Here is an 11,938-nt window from a genome sequence, read left to right as displayed (position 1 = left end):
GAGTTAATTGTCGTGGCTAAAGAAAAATTTGATCGTTCCCTACCGCACGTCAACGTTGGCACCATTGGTCACGTTGACCACGGTAAAACCACTCTGACTGCTGCTCTGACTCGCGTCTGCTCCGAAGTTTTCGGTTCGGCCGTTGTTGCTTTCGACAAGATCGACAGCGCTCCGGAAGAAAAGGCTCGTGGTATCACCATCAACACCGCGCACGTTGAGTACAACTCTTCGATTCGTCACTACGCTCACGTTGACTGCCCAGGTCACGCTGACTATGTGAAGAACATGATCACCGGTGCTGCCCAGATGGACGGCGCGATCCTGGTTTGCTCGGCCGCTGATGGTCCGATGCCACAAACTCGTGAGCACATCCTGCTGTCCCGTCAGGTAGGCGTTCCGTACATCGTTGTCTTCCTGAACAAGGCTGACATGGTTGACGACGCTGAGCTGCTGGAACTGGTTGAGATGGAAGTGCGCGACCTGCTGAGCACTTACGACTTCCCAGGTGATGACACTCCAATCATCATCGGTTCGGCTCTGATGGCTCTGAACGGCCAAGACGACAACGAAATGGGTACCACCGCTGTCAAGCGTCTGGTAGAAACTCTGGACAGCTACATCCCAGAGCCAGTTCGTGTTATCGACAAGCCGTTCCTGATGCCAATCGAAGACGTGTTCTCGATCTCTGGTCGCGGTACTGTTGTGACTGGTCGTATCGAGCGCGGTATCGTCAAGGTTCAGGATCCACTGGAAATCGTAGGTCTGCGTGACACCACCGTCACCACCTGCACCGGTGTTGAAATGTTCCGTAAACTGCTCGACGAAGGTCGTGCTGGCGAGAACTGCGGCGTTCTGCTGCGTGGTACCAAGCGTGACGACGTTGAGCGTGGCCAGGTTCTGGTTAAGCCGGGTTCGGTCAAGCCGCACACCAAGTTCGAAGCTGAAGTGTACGTTCTGAGCAAAGAAGAAGGCGGTCGTCACACTCCGTTCTTCAAAGGCTACCGTCCACAGTTCTACTTCCGGACCACTGACGTGACCGGTAACTGCGAACTGCCGGAAGGCGTTGAAATGGTAATGCCAGGCGACAACATCAAAATGGTTGTCACCCTGATCAAGACCATCGCAATGGAAGACGGTCTGCGTTTCGCTATTCGTGAAGGCGGTCGTACCGTCGGCGCTGGCGTCGTAGCCAAAATCATCGAGTAAGCTCTTTTTGAGTCGGCTTCGATGAGTTGAAAAAGCCCCCGCCCAGCGGGGGCTTTTTTATTGGGTTGACACCTATATGGGGCGTCTATAGAATTGCGCCTCCTTTTAACGGGCGTATTGCGCTCGGTGGGAATAGCAGCCGGAGTCTGAAATCCAATGCAAAATCAGCAAATCCGTATCAGGTTGAAGGCTTTCGACCATCGCCTGATCGACCAATCCACCCAGGAAATCGTGGAAACCGCGAAACGTACTGGTGCTCAAGTGCGTGGTCCAATTCCACTGCCTACCCGTAAAGAGCGGTTCACCGTTCTGGTCTCCCCGCACGTCAACAAAGACGCGCGCGACCAGTACGAGATCCGTACTCATAAGCGCGTTCTGGACATCGTCCAGCCAACGGATAAAACCGTTGATGCACTTATGAAGCTTGATCTTGCGGCCGGTGTGGAAGTGCAGATCAGCCTCGGCTAAGACTCGGTCTTAGTCGTGTAACGCTCTGAAATGGGCGGCCATAGCGGGTGAAAGCCCCGTACACTCATGAGGTTTACAACATGACTATTGGTGTAGTCGGTCGTAAATGCGGTATGACCCGTATTTTCACCGAAGAAGGTGTCTCCATTCCGGTCACGGTCATTGAGATCGAGCCGAATCGCGTCACCCAGTTCAAAACTGAAGAGACCGATGGCTATCGTGCAGTGCAAGTCACTGTCGGCGAGCGTCGTGCTTCGCGTGTAACAGCAGCTCAGGCTGGCCACTTCGCCAAGGCGAACGTTGCCGCTGGTCGTACCGTAATGGAATTCCGCCTTGAAGAAGGCGAGTACCAGGCCGGCGATCTGATCAACGCTGAAATCTTCGCCGCTGGTCAACTGGTTGATGTGACCGGTCAGTCCAAGGGTAAAGGCTTCCAGGGTACGATCAAGCGTTGGAACTTCCGCGGGCAAGATAACACCCACGGTAACTCCGTATCCCACCGCGTTCCAGGCTCTATCGGCCAGTGCCAGACTCCTGGTCGTGTATTCAAGGGCAAAAAAATGTCCGGTCATATGGGCGCTGAGCGCGTGACCGTGCAGTCCCTCGAAGTAGTGCGCGTGGACGCTGAACGCAATCTGTTGTTGGTCAAGGGCGCTGTTCCTGGCGCTACTGGCGGCAACTTGGTTGTACGTCCAGCAGCCAAGGCTCGCGGTTAAGGGGAAGCTGACATGCAATTAAATGTAAATGACGCTCAAGCGATCGAAGTTTCCGAACTGACATTTGGCGGCGAATTCAACGAGACGCTGGTTCACCAAGCAGTCGTGGCCTACATGGCCGGCGGCCGTCAAGGTAGCAAGCAGCAAAAGACCCGTTCCGACGTTTCCGGTGGCGGCAAGCGCCCATGGCGTCAGAAAGGTACTGGCCGTGCTCGTGCCGGTACTATCCGTAGCCCAATCTGGCGTGGCGGCGGTACCACTTTCGCAGCTCGTCCTCAGGATCACTCCCAGAAGCTGAACAAGAAGATGTATCGCGCAGCAATGCGTTCCATCCTTGCTGAGCTGGTGCGTACTGATCGTCTGGTCGTGGTTCAGGACTTCGCTGTTGAAGCACCGAAAACCAAAGATCTGCTGAACAAGCTGAACGGCATGGGCCTGACTGACGTCCTGATCGTGTCTGACGCTGTTGATCAGAACCTGTACCTGGCTGCTCGCAACCTGCCACACGTCGACGTTCGTGACGTGCAGGGTTCCGATCCGGTCAGTCTGATCGCATACGACAAGGTGTTGATCACCGTGTCGGCCGTGAAGAAATTCGAGGAGCTGCTGGGATGAACCAGGAACGCGTATTTAAAGTTCTGCTTGGCCCGCACGTTTCCGAGAAGGCTACGGTTCTGGCAGACAAGAAAGGCCAGTTCGTTTTCAAGGTTGCGACCGACGCAACCAAGCTGGAAATCAAGAAGGCCGTCGAAAGCCTGTTCAGCGTGAAAGTAGAGCGCGTGACTACCCTGAACGTTCTGGGTAAAAGCAAGCGCACTGCTCGCGGTCTGGGCAAGCGTAATGACTGGAAGAAGGCAGTTATCTCCCTTCAGCCAGGCCAAGATCTCGATTTCAGCAGCAGTGCTGAGTAAGGAAGGGGTGCATCATGGCAATCGTTAAATGCAAACCGACTTCCCCTGGCCGCCGTTTTGTGGTCAAGGTGGTCAACCAGGAGCTGCATAAAGGCGCTCCTCACGCACCGCTGCTCGAGAAAAAATCGAAGTCTGGTGGTCGTAACAACAATGGCCGTATTACCACTCGTCACATCGGTGGTGGTCATAAGCAGCATTATCGTCTGGTCGACTTCCGTCGCAACGACAAGGATGGCATCGCTGCCACCGTCGAGCGTATCGAATACGATCCAAACCGTACTGCTCACATCGCTCTGCTGCTGTACGCAGATGGCGAGCGCCGCTACATCATCGCCCCTAAAGGCGTGAGTGCTGGCGACCAGCTGATCGCAGGTGCCCTGGCACCGATCAAGCCGGGCAACGCTCTGCAACTGCGTAACATTCCAGTTGGTAGCACCGTACACGGCATCGAATTGAAGCCAGGTAAAGGCGCACAGATCGCTCGTTCCGCTGGTGCTTCGGCTCAGCTGATCGCTCGTGAAGGTGTCTACGTGACCCTGCGTCTGCGTTCTGGTGAGATGCGTAAAGTACTGGCTGAATGCCGCGCGACCCTGGGCGAAGTCTCGAACTCCGAGCACAGCCTGCGTTCGTTGGGTAAAGCTGGTGCCAAGCGCTGGCGTGGCGTTCGCCCAACCGTTCGTGGTGTTGCCATGAACCCGGTTGACCACCCACATGGTGGTGGTGAAGGTCGTACCTCTGGTGGTCGTCATCCGGTATCGCCATGGGGCTTCCCGACTAAGGGCGCGAAGACTCGTGGTAATAAGCGTACCGACAAAATGATCGTCCGTCGTCGCAAGTAAATAGAGGGATACGACAGTGCCACGTTCTCTGAAAAAAGGTCCTTTTATTGATCTTCACCTACTGAAGAAGATCGAAGTGGCGGCGGAAAAGAACGATCGCAAACCAGTTAAGACCTGGTCGCGTCGTTCGATGATCCTGCCACAAATGGTCGGTCTGACCATCGCAGTACACAACGGTCGTCAACACGTCCCAGTTCTCGTTAACGAAGACATGGTCGGCCACAAACTGGGCGAGTTCGCCGGTACCCGCACTTATCGTGGGCACGTGGCAGACAAGAAAGCCAAGCGTTAAGGGGTTAGGAAATGGAAGTAGCCGCTAAGTTGTCGGGCGCTCGAATCTCCGCCCAGAAAGCCCGCTTGGTCGCCGACCAGATCCGCGGGAAGAAGGTGGGCGAAGCGCTCAACCTGTTGGCTTTCAGCAGTAAGAAAGCCGCCGAGATCATGAAGAAAGTGCTGGAGTCGGCCGTAGCCAACGCCGAGCATAACGAAGGCGCAGACGTTGATGACCTGAAGGTCAGCACCGTTTTCGTCAACGAAGGGCGTTCGCTGAAGCGCATCATGCCACGTGCCAAAGGCCGTGCTGATCGCATCGTCAAGCGGTCTTGCCATATCACTGTCAAGGTTGCTGACAAGTAACGGAGTCGAAGAGATGGGTCAGAAAGTACATCCCATTGGCATTCGCCTGGGAATCGTCAAGGAGCACACCTCCGTCTGGTACGCAGACGGTCGGACTTATGCGGACTACTTGTTCGCTGATCTGAAGGTGCGTGAGTATCTCCAAGACAAACTAAAAAGCGCGTCCGTAAGCCGTATCGATATCCATCGTCCGGCGCAGACTGCACGTATCACCATCCACACCGCTCGTCCAGGTATCGTTATCGGGAAGAAAGGTGAAGATGTTGAGAAGCTGCGTCAGGACCTGACCAAGCAAATGGGTGTGCCTGTGCACATCAATATCGAAGAGATCCGCAAGCCGGAGCTCGACGGTATGCTGGTTGCGCAGAGCGTAGCTCAGCAGCTGGAGCGTCGCGTAATGTTCCGTCGCGCTATGAAGCGCGCTGTACAGAACGCAATGCGCATTGGTGCCAAAGGCATCAAAATCCAAGTGAGCGGTCGTCTCGGCGGTGCTGAAATCGCACGTACTGAATGGTATCGCGAAGGTCGTGTGCCACTGCACACCCTGCGTGCCGACATCGACTATGCCAACTACGAAGCTCACACCACTTACGGTGTGATCGGTGTAAAGGTTTGGATCTTCAAAGGCGAAGTAATTGGTGGTCGCCAAGAAGAACTGAAACCACAAGCACCAGCGCCTCGTAAAAAAGCTGCTAAGTAAGGGGTACGCCAAATGTTGCAACCAAAGCGTACGAAGTTCCGCAAGCAGATGACCGGTCACAACCGTGGCCTGGCATTGCGCGGTAGCAAAGTCAGCTTCGGCGAGTTCGCGCTGAAGTCTGTTGCTCGTGGTCGTCTCACCGCTCGTCAGATCGAGTCAGCGCGTCGTGCTCTGACCCGTCACGTAAAACGTGGCGGCAAGATCTGGATCCGTGTATTCCCGGACAAGCCTGTCACCAAGAAGCCACTCGAAGTTCGGATGGGTAAAGGTAAGGGTAACGTGGAGTACTGGGTTGCCCAGATTCAGCCAGGCAAAGTCCTGTATGAAATCGAGGGTGTTTCTGAAGAGCTGGCGCGTGAGGCTTTCGCCCTGGCTGCTGCAAAGCTGCCGCTCGCCACCTCCTTTGTTAAACGGACGGTGATGTGATGAAAGCGAATGAACTTCGTGAAAAATCAGCACAGCAGCTGAACGAGCAACTGCTCGGCCTGCTGCGCGACCAGTTCAATCTGCGTATGCAGAAAGCAACTGGCCAGTTGGGGCAGTCTCATCTGCTCTCGCAAGTTAAGCGTGACATCGCTCGCGTGAAAACTGTGCTCAACCAGCAGGCAGGTAAGTAATCATGGCTGAAGCCGAAAAAACTGTCCGTACGCTGACTGGCCGTGTTGTCAGCGACAAGATGGACAAAACCATCACCGTTCTGATCGAGCGTCGCGTTAAGCACCCGATCTACGGTAAATACGTTAAGCGTTCGACTAAGCTGCACGCGCACGACGAAACCAATCAGTGCCACATCGGCGACAAAGTCACTATTCGTGAAACTCGTCCTTTGGCCAAGACCAAGTCTTGGGCGCTGGTTGATGTTCTCGAACGCGCTGTGGAAGTCTAAGGACTAGGGGTCGGAGAAATTATATGATTCAGACTCAATCCATGCTCGATGTGGCCGATAACAGCGGCGCTCGCCGCGTTATGTGCATCAAGGTGCTGGGTGGCTCCCATCGTCGTTACGCTGGTATCGGTGACATCATCAAGGTTACCGTCAAGGAAGCAATTCCTCGCGGTAAAGTGAAAAAAGGCCAAGTGATGACTGCTGTTGTAGTCCGCACTCGTCACGGTGTTCGCCGTGCAGATGGCTCCATTATCCGCTTTGATGGCAACGCTGCTGTTCTGTTGAACAACAAGCAAGAGCCGATCGGCACCCGTATCTTTGGGCCAGTGACCCGTGAACTTCGTACTGAGAAGTTCATGAAGATCGTCTCGCTCGCCCCAGAAGTGCTGTAAGGAGATCCGACATGCAAAAGATTCGTCGTGACGACGAGATCATCGTGATCGCCGGCAAAGACAAAGGTAAGCGCGGTAAGGTGCTTAAGGTTCTCGCTGATGACCGTCTGGTTGTTGGTGGTCTGAACCTGGTCAAGCGCCATACCAAGCCAAACCCGATGTCGGGCGTACAAGGCGGTATCGTCGAGAAAGAAGCGCCACTGCACGCTTCCAACGTCGCCATCTTCAACGGCGAAACCAACAAGGCTGACCGCGTTGGTTTCAAAGTAGAAGACGGTAAGAAAATTCGTGTCTTCAAGTCGACCCAAAAAGCGGTTGATGCTTGAACACTGCTAGGTAGAAGACCATGGCACGACTAAAAGAGATTTACCGGAAGGAAATCGCACCGAAACTTAAGGAAGAACTTAAGCTTTCGAACGTGATGGAAGTTCCGCGCGTTACCAAAATCACCCTGAACATGGGTCTGGGCGAAGCGATCGGCGACAAAAAAGTCATCGAGCACGCTGTTGCCGACCTGGAAAAGATCACCGGTCAGAAAGTCGTTGTGACTTACGCTCGGAAATCCATCGCTGGCTTTAAAGTCCGTGAAGGTTGGCCGATCGGCGTCAAAGTGACCCTGCGCCGTGAGCGTATGTACGAGTTCCTGGATCGTCTGCTGTCGATCTCCCTGCCTCGGGTTCGCGACTTCCGCGGCCTGAATGCCAAGTCCTTCGATGGTCGTGGTAACTACAGCATGGGCGTTAAAGAGCAGATCATTTTCCCGGAAATCGATTACGACAAGATCGATGCTCTCCGCGGTCTGGACATTACCCTGACCACCACTGCTCGGACGGATGACGAAGGTCGCGCACTGCTGCGCGCTTTCAAATTCCCGTTCCGCAACTGATTGGAGTAGGAAAATGGCCAAGAAGAGCATGAAGAACCGTGAGCTGAAGCGTCAGCTCACCGTTGCCAAGTACGCCACCAAGCGTGCAGCGCTGAAAGCTATCATCGTTGATCTGAACGCAAGTCCAGAAGCACGTTGGGAAGCTACCGTAGCCCTGCAGAAGCAGCCACGTGACGCAAGCGCCTCGCGCATGCGTAACCGCTGCCGCCTGACTGGTCGTCCGCACGGCGTGTACCGCAAGTTCGGCCTCGGCCGTAACATGCTGCGTCAAGCTGCAATGCGTGGTGACGTTCCAGGTCTGGTTAAAGCCAGCTGGTAAGCACTGTCAAAGTCGCGGCGTTCGGGATCGCAAGATCCTGACCGCCGGTGGCCTTGAACTTGAATCAAGCCCCTTTTGGGGCTTGATTCATTTGTGGGGTGTGTCTAGAATACCCGGCTCGCCTGAGCCCGTGTTTTTATTGCACGGATGCGCTCGGCGACACGTACTAGCCGAAAGGCTAATTTTTTGTGTATTAGGAGCGTCTAGCCCATGAGTATGCAGGACCCGTTAGCGGACATGCTAACTCGTATCCGTAATGCCCAGATGGCTGAAAAGTCCGTCGTAAGCATGCCATCTTCTACTTTGAAGGTAGCTGTTGCCAAAGTCCTGAAGGACGAAGGTTACATTGCGGGTTATCAGATCAGCAGCGAAATCAAGCCTCTGCTGTCCATCGAGCTGAAGTACTTCGAAGGCCGTCCGGTCATCGAGGAAGTGAAGCGCGTTAGCCGTCCAGGCCTGCGTCAGTACAAGTCCGTCGATGATCTGCCAAAAGTTCGTGGCGGTCTCGGTGTGTCTATCGTCTCCACCAACAAAGGTGTGATGACGGATCGTGCTGCGCGCGCTGCCGGTGTCGGCGGCGAAGTTCTTTGCACTGTGTTCTAAGGGGGGATAAGCATGTCACGCGTCGCTAAGAACCCCGTTAAGCTGCCAGCCGGTGTCGAAGTCAAATTCGCAGGCCAACAGCTTTCGGTGAAGGGTGCCAAGGGCACTCTGCAACTGAACATCCATTCGTCCGTTGAGATTGTTGAAGAAGCTGGTGAGCTGCGTTTCGCTGCTCGCAATGGCGATCAACAGACTCGCGCAATGGCTGGTACCACTCGTGCGTTGGTAAACAACATGGTCCAAGGCGTAAGCCAAGGCTTCGAGCGCAAGCTCCAGCTGGTCGGTGTTGGTTACAAAGCGCAAGCAAAAGGCACAGTGCTGAACCTGGCTCTTGGCTTCTCGCACCCAGTGGATTATGAACTGCCGGAAGGCATCACCGCTGAGACTCCTAGCCAGACCGATATCCTGATCAAGGGCATCGACAAGCAGCTGGTAGGTCAAGTGGCCGCCGAGATCCGCGACTTCCGTCCACCAGAGCCGTACAAAGGCAAAGGTGTGCGCTACGCGGACGAAGTCGTCCGTCGTAAAGAAGCCAAGAAGAAGTAGGGCATAGCAAATGACCGACAAAAAAGTTACTCGACTGCGTCGCGCTCGCAAAGCACGCCTGAAAATGCACGAACTCGAAGTCGTGCGTCTCTGCGTGTTCCGCTCGTCGCAGCACATCTACGCCCAGGTCATTTCGGCCGACGGCAACAAAGTCCTGGCAAGTGCCTCGACTTTGGATAAAGAACTGCGTGATGGCGCCACTGGCAACATCGACGCGGCCACTAAGGTTGGCCAGCTGGTCGCTACGCGTGCTAAAGCCGCTGGCGTCTCGCAGGTGGCTTTCGACCGCTCTGGCTTCAAGTACCACGGCCGCGTCAAGGCGCTGGCTGATGCTGCTCGTGAAGCTGGGCTGGAGTTCTAAGTTATGTCAAATAACGACCAAAAGCGCGACGAAGGCTACATCGAGAAGCTGGTTCAAGTTAACCGCGTAGCCAAAACCGTTAAAGGCGGCCGTATCTTCACTTTCACTGCGTTGACCGTAGTGGGTGATGGTAAGGGCCGTGTTGGCTTCGGCCGTGGCAAGTCGCGTGAAGTGCCTGCTGCGATCCAGAAGGCAATGGAAGCTGCTCGCCGCAACATGATCCAGGTTGATCTGAACGGCACCACTCTGCAGTACGCAATGAAGTCCGCCCATGGCGCTTCGAAGGTGTACATGCAGCCTGCTTCTGAAGGTACCGGTATCATCGCTGGCGGCGCTATGCGTGCTGTCCTCGAAGTTGCTGGCGTTCAGAACGTTCTGGCCAAGTGCTACGGCTCGACTAACCCGGTAAACGTGGTTCACGCCACTTTCAAGGGTTTGAAAGCAATGCAGTCTCCTGAATCCATTGCCGCCAAGCGTGGCAAAAGCGTCAAGGAGATCTTCTGATCATGGCTACCGTAAAAGTTACGCTGATCAAAAGCATGACCGGCCGCATCCCTAACCACAGACTGTGTGTTAAGGGTTTGGGTCTGCGTCGCATCGGTCACACTGTAGAAGTCCTGGATACTCCCGAGAATCGCGGGATGATCAACAAGGCTTACTACATGCTGCGTGTCGAGGGTTAATCGATGAAACTCAATGATCTGAGTCCAGCGCCGGGTTCCCGTCGTGAAAAGCATCGTCCGGGCCGTGGTATCGGTAGTGGTTTGGGCAAGACCGGTGGCCGTGGCCACAAAGGTCAGACCTCCCGCTCCGGTGGCACCATTGCTCCAGGCTTTGAAGGCGGTCAACAGCCGCTGCATCGTCGCCTGCCGAAGTTCGGTTTCGTTTCCCTGAAAGCCATGGACCGCGCAGAAGTGCGTCTGTCCGAGCTGGCCAAAGTGGATGGCGACATCGTCACCGTGCAGTCCCTGAAGGATGCCAACGTGATCAACCAGAACGTTCAGCGTGTGAAAATCATGCTGTCGGGCGAAGTTGCTCGTGCTGTCACCATCGGAAAGGGAATCGGCGCCACCAAAGGTGCGCGCGCGGCTATCGAAGCAGCTGGCGGCAAGTTCGAGGAATAAATGGCTAAGCAAGGTGCTCTCTCTGCGCTCGGCAAAGGCGGTATGTCTGAACTCTGGGCTCGTCTGCGTTTTCTGTTCCTGGCGATTATCGTCTACCGAATAGGCGCACACATCCCGGTTCCAGGTATCAACCCGGACCGACTCGCGGACCTGTTTCGACAGAATGAGGGGACCATTCTTAGCTTGTTCAACATGTTTTCCGGCGGCGCGCTGGAGCGGATGAGCATCTTTGCACTGGGGATCATGCCGTACATTTCGGCATCGATCATCATGCAATTGATGAGCGCCGTCAGCCCGCAGCTGGAGCAGTTGAAGAAGGAAGGTGAAGCTGGCCGTCGCAAGATCAGCCAGTACACCCGCTACCTCACTGTCGTCCTCGCTCTCGTCCAGGCTGTTGGCATGTCCATCGGTCTGGCGGGGCAGGGCGTAGCGTTCACTGGTGACTTTGGCTTCCATTTCGTTGCGGTAACCACTTTTGTGGCGGGCGCGATGTTCATGATGTGGCTGGGTGAGCAGATTACTGAGCGTGGTGTTGGCAACGGTATCTCGATGTTGATCTTCGCAGGTATCGTCGCCGGTCTTCCGAGAGCAATCGGGCAGTCTTTCGAGTCTGCGCGTCAGGGCGATATCAATATTTTCGCCCTGGTTGCCATCGGTCTGTTGGCAGTAGCGATTATCGGTTTCGTGGTGTTCATTGAGCGTGGTCAGCGGCGTATTGCTGTTCACTACGCCAAGCGTCAGCAGGGCCGCAAGGTGTTTGCTGCGCAGACCAGCCACTTGCCGTTGAAGGTGAACATGGCCGGCGTTATTCCGGCTATTTTCGCGAGCAGCATCCTGCTGTTCCCAGCTTCGTTGGGTGCCTGGTTCGGCCAGTCTGAAGGTATGGGCTGGTTGCAGGACATCTCGCAGTCGATCGCTCCTGGTCAGCCGTTGAATATTCTGCTGTTTAGTGCAGGGATTATTTTCTTCTGCTTCTTCTATACGGCGTTGATGTTCAATCCGAAAGACGTAGCGGAAAACCTGAAGAAGTCCGGTGCCTTTATTCCGGGTATCCGTCCAGGTGAGCAGTCGGCGCGCTACATTGATGGCGTTTTGACTCGTTTGACCTTGTTCGGTGCTCTTTACATGACGGCCGTGTGCCTGCTTCCCCAGTTCCTGGTGGTTGCGGCAAACGTACCGTTCTACCTTGGCGGGACCTCGTTGCTGATCGTGGTCGTGGTTGTGATGGACTTCATGTCCCAAGTACAATCGCACCTCGTTTCGCACCAGTACGAATCCCTGATGAAGAAAGCCAACCTGAAGGGCTACGGCAGCGGCATGTTGCGCTGAGTAGCGTCCATAAGGT

At 55.1% G+C, this 11,938-nt stretch carries 23 protein-coding genes; all 23 read left to right on the top strand.

Annotation, left to right across the window (positions count from 1 at the left end):
* Window positions 1-12: 12 nt before the first annotated feature.
* Window positions 13-1,206, top strand: coding sequence for an elongation factor Tu (tuf, locus tag B0E42_RS29230; RefSeq protein ID WP_003186071.1), 1,194 nt, complete (start codon window positions 13-15; stop codon window positions 1,204-1,206).
* Between the two features lie 156 nt (window positions 1,207-1,362).
* Window positions 1,363-1,674 carry a 30S ribosomal protein S10 gene (gene rpsJ / locus B0E42_RS29225; RefSeq protein ID WP_003186070.1) on the top strand — a complete coding sequence of 104 codons (312 nt, stop codon included), beginning with the start codon at window positions 1,363-1,365 and terminating at the stop codon, window positions 1,672-1,674.
* Window positions 1,675-1,754: 80 nt separating this feature from the next.
* A complete protein-coding gene (gene rplC / locus B0E42_RS29220; protein ID WP_003186059.1) occupies window positions 1,755-2,390 on the top strand; it encodes a 50S ribosomal protein L3 in 636 nt (211 codons plus the stop codon).
* 12 nt (window positions 2,391-2,402) lie between these two features.
* The gene (gene rplD / locus B0E42_RS29215) at window positions 2,403-3,005 is read left to right on the top strand and encodes a 50S ribosomal protein L4 (RefSeq protein ID WP_003186057.1); all 603 of its coding nucleotides are present in this window, start codon (window positions 2,403-2,405) and stop codon (window positions 3,003-3,005) included.
* A complete protein-coding gene (rplW, locus tag B0E42_RS29210; RefSeq protein WP_002555488.1) occupies window positions 3,002-3,301 on the top strand; it encodes a 50S ribosomal protein L23 in 300 nt (99 codons plus the stop codon). Before rplD ends, rplW begins: the two co-directional genes overlap by 4 nt.
* Window positions 3,302-3,315: 14 nt before the next feature.
* Window positions 3,316-4,140, top strand: a complete 825-nt coding sequence (gene rplB / locus B0E42_RS29205; RefSeq protein ID WP_003186055.1) for a 50S ribosomal protein L2 — start codon at window positions 3,316-3,318, stop codon at window positions 4,138-4,140.
* Window positions 4,141-4,156: 16 nt separating this feature from the next.
* Window positions 4,157-4,432, top strand: a complete 276-nt coding sequence (rpsS, locus tag B0E42_RS29200) for a 30S ribosomal protein S19 (protein WP_002555486.1) — start codon at window positions 4,157-4,159, stop codon at window positions 4,430-4,432.
* An 11-nt stretch (window positions 4,433-4,443) separates the two neighbouring features.
* Window positions 4,444-4,776: a 50S ribosomal protein L22 gene (rplV, locus tag B0E42_RS29195; RefSeq protein WP_003103908.1), complete on the top strand. Its 333-nt coding sequence runs from the start codon at window positions 4,444-4,446 to the stop codon at window positions 4,774-4,776.
* 13 nt (window positions 4,777-4,789) lie between these two features.
* Window positions 4,790-5,476: a 30S ribosomal protein S3 gene (gene rpsC, locus B0E42_RS29190; protein ID WP_003176422.1), complete on the top strand. Its 687-nt coding sequence runs from the start codon at window positions 4,790-4,792 to the stop codon at window positions 5,474-5,476.
* A gap of 12 nt (window positions 5,477-5,488) precedes the next feature.
* A complete protein-coding gene (rplP, locus tag B0E42_RS29185; RefSeq protein WP_003186052.1) occupies window positions 5,489-5,902 on the top strand; it encodes a 50S ribosomal protein L16 in 414 nt (137 codons plus the stop codon).
* Entirely contained in the window at window positions 5,902-6,093 is a 192-nt protein-coding gene (gene rpmC, locus B0E42_RS29180) for a 50S ribosomal protein L29 (protein ID WP_002555481.1), read from the top strand. Before rplP ends, rpmC begins: the two co-directional genes overlap by 1 nt.
* A 2-nt stretch (window positions 6,094-6,095) precedes the next feature.
* Window positions 6,096-6,362, top strand: a complete 267-nt coding sequence (gene rpsQ / locus B0E42_RS29175) for a 30S ribosomal protein S17 (RefSeq protein ID WP_003176419.1) — start codon at window positions 6,096-6,098, stop codon at window positions 6,360-6,362.
* Window positions 6,363-6,385: 23 nt separating this feature from the next.
* Window positions 6,386-6,754 carry a 50S ribosomal protein L14 gene (gene rplN / locus B0E42_RS29170; RefSeq protein WP_002555479.1) on the top strand — a complete coding sequence of 123 codons (369 nt, stop codon included), beginning with the start codon at window positions 6,386-6,388 and terminating at the stop codon, window positions 6,752-6,754.
* Window positions 6,755-6,765: 11 nt separating this feature from the next.
* Complete coding sequence (rplX, locus tag B0E42_RS29165) at window positions 6,766-7,080, top strand: 50S ribosomal protein L24 (RefSeq protein WP_007896770.1); 315 nt, start codon at window positions 6,766-6,768, stop codon at window positions 7,078-7,080.
* Window positions 7,081-7,100: 20 nt separating this feature from the next.
* Window positions 7,101-7,640, top strand: a complete 540-nt coding sequence (gene rplE, locus B0E42_RS29160) for a 50S ribosomal protein L5 (RefSeq protein WP_003186044.1) — start codon at window positions 7,101-7,103, stop codon at window positions 7,638-7,640.
* Between the two features lie 13 nt (window positions 7,641-7,653).
* Window positions 7,654-7,959 carry a 30S ribosomal protein S14 gene (gene rpsN / locus B0E42_RS29155; protein WP_003186042.1) on the top strand — a complete coding sequence of 102 codons (306 nt, stop codon included), beginning with the start codon at window positions 7,654-7,656 and terminating at the stop codon, window positions 7,957-7,959.
* A 210-nt stretch (window positions 7,960-8,169) separates the two neighbouring features.
* A complete protein-coding gene (gene rpsH, locus B0E42_RS29150; protein WP_003186040.1) occupies window positions 8,170-8,562 on the top strand; it encodes a 30S ribosomal protein S8 in 393 nt (130 codons plus the stop codon).
* 12 nt (window positions 8,563-8,574) lie between these two features.
* Window positions 8,575-9,108: a 50S ribosomal protein L6 gene (rplF, locus tag B0E42_RS29145; RefSeq protein ID WP_003186039.1), complete on the top strand. Its 534-nt coding sequence runs from the start codon at window positions 8,575-8,577 to the stop codon at window positions 9,106-9,108.
* A 10-nt stretch (window positions 9,109-9,118) separates the two neighbouring features.
* Window positions 9,119-9,469, top strand: coding sequence for a 50S ribosomal protein L18 (gene rplR / locus B0E42_RS29140; RefSeq protein ID WP_003186037.1), 351 nt, complete (start codon window positions 9,119-9,121; stop codon window positions 9,467-9,469).
* Between the two features lie 3 nt (window positions 9,470-9,472).
* Window positions 9,473-9,973: a 30S ribosomal protein S5 gene (gene rpsE, locus B0E42_RS29135; RefSeq protein WP_003186035.1), complete on the top strand. Its 501-nt coding sequence runs from the start codon at window positions 9,473-9,475 to the stop codon at window positions 9,971-9,973.
* 2 nt (window positions 9,974-9,975) lie between these two features.
* Entirely contained in the window at window positions 9,976-10,152 is a 177-nt protein-coding gene (rpmD, locus tag B0E42_RS29130; protein WP_010438202.1) for a 50S ribosomal protein L30, read from the top strand.
* Window positions 10,153-10,155: 3 nt separating this feature from the next.
* Window positions 10,156-10,593, top strand: a complete 438-nt coding sequence (gene rplO / locus B0E42_RS29125) for a 50S ribosomal protein L15 (protein WP_003186032.1) — start codon at window positions 10,156-10,158, stop codon at window positions 10,591-10,593.
* Complete coding sequence (gene secY, locus B0E42_RS29120; protein ID WP_018612224.1) at window positions 10,594-11,922, top strand: preprotein translocase subunit SecY; 1,329 nt, start codon at window positions 10,594-10,596, stop codon at window positions 11,920-11,922. It begins immediately after the preceding gene.
* Window positions 11,923-11,938: the final 16 nt, after the last annotated feature.

Source organism: Pseudomonas sp. A25(2017), assembly GCF_002001065.1.
GTDB classification, from domain to species: domain Bacteria; phylum Pseudomonadota; class Gammaproteobacteria; order Pseudomonadales; family Pseudomonadaceae; genus Aquipseudomonas; species Aquipseudomonas kilonensis.
The sequence above is the reverse complement of the archived record's forward strand: the minus strand, read 5'-3'. Positions and strand labels throughout refer to the sequence as shown.

What these genes read in the sequence shown, in the direction of transcription:
- rpsJ (WP_003186070.1), top strand. Translation starts at nt 1,363, where the DNA reads ATGCAAAATCAGCAAATCCGTATCAGGTTGAAGGCTTTCGACCATCGC.
- rplC (WP_003186059.1), top strand. Translation starts at nt 1,755, where the DNA reads ATGACTATTGGTGTAGTCGGTCGTAAATGCGGTATGACCCGTATTTTC.
- rplD (WP_003186057.1), top strand. Translation starts at nt 2,403, where the DNA reads ATGCAATTAAATGTAAATGACGCTCAAGCGATCGAAGTTTCCGAACTG.
- rplW (WP_002555488.1), top strand. Translation starts at nt 3,002, where the DNA reads ATGAACCAGGAACGCGTATTTAAAGTTCTGCTTGGCCCGCACGTTTCC.
- rplB (WP_003186055.1), top strand. Translation starts at nt 3,316, where the DNA reads ATGGCAATCGTTAAATGCAAACCGACTTCCCCTGGCCGCCGTTTTGTG.
- rplV (WP_003103908.1), top strand. Translation starts at nt 4,444, where the DNA reads ATGGAAGTAGCCGCTAAGTTGTCGGGCGCTCGAATCTCCGCCCAGAAA.
- rpsC (WP_003176422.1), top strand. Translation starts at nt 4,790, where the DNA reads ATGGGTCAGAAAGTACATCCCATTGGCATTCGCCTGGGAATCGTCAAG.
- rplP (WP_003186052.1), top strand. Translation starts at nt 5,489, where the DNA reads ATGTTGCAACCAAAGCGTACGAAGTTCCGCAAGCAGATGACCGGTCAC.
- rpmC (WP_002555481.1), top strand. Translation starts at nt 5,902, where the DNA reads ATGAAAGCGAATGAACTTCGTGAAAAATCAGCACAGCAGCTGAACGAG.
- rpsQ (WP_003176419.1), top strand. Translation starts at nt 6,096, where the DNA reads ATGGCTGAAGCCGAAAAAACTGTCCGTACGCTGACTGGCCGTGTTGTC.
- rplN (WP_002555479.1), top strand. Translation starts at nt 6,386, where the DNA reads ATGATTCAGACTCAATCCATGCTCGATGTGGCCGATAACAGCGGCGCT.
- rplX (WP_007896770.1), top strand. Translation starts at nt 6,766, where the DNA reads ATGCAAAAGATTCGTCGTGACGACGAGATCATCGTGATCGCCGGCAAA.
- rplE (WP_003186044.1), top strand. Translation starts at nt 7,101, where the DNA reads ATGGCACGACTAAAAGAGATTTACCGGAAGGAAATCGCACCGAAACTT.
- rpsN (WP_003186042.1), top strand. Translation starts at nt 7,654, where the DNA reads ATGGCCAAGAAGAGCATGAAGAACCGTGAGCTGAAGCGTCAGCTCACC.
- rpsH (WP_003186040.1), top strand. Translation starts at nt 8,170, where the DNA reads ATGAGTATGCAGGACCCGTTAGCGGACATGCTAACTCGTATCCGTAAT.
- rplF (WP_003186039.1), top strand. Translation starts at nt 8,575, where the DNA reads ATGTCACGCGTCGCTAAGAACCCCGTTAAGCTGCCAGCCGGTGTCGAA.
- rplR (WP_003186037.1), top strand. Translation starts at nt 9,119, where the DNA reads ATGACCGACAAAAAAGTTACTCGACTGCGTCGCGCTCGCAAAGCACGC.
- rpsE (WP_003186035.1), top strand. Translation starts at nt 9,473, where the DNA reads ATGTCAAATAACGACCAAAAGCGCGACGAAGGCTACATCGAGAAGCTG.
- rpmD (WP_010438202.1), top strand. Translation starts at nt 9,976, where the DNA reads ATGGCTACCGTAAAAGTTACGCTGATCAAAAGCATGACCGGCCGCATC.
- rplO (WP_003186032.1), top strand. Translation starts at nt 10,156, where the DNA reads ATGAAACTCAATGATCTGAGTCCAGCGCCGGGTTCCCGTCGTGAAAAG.
- secY (WP_018612224.1), top strand. Translation starts at nt 10,594, where the DNA reads ATGGCTAAGCAAGGTGCTCTCTCTGCGCTCGGCAAAGGCGGTATGTCT.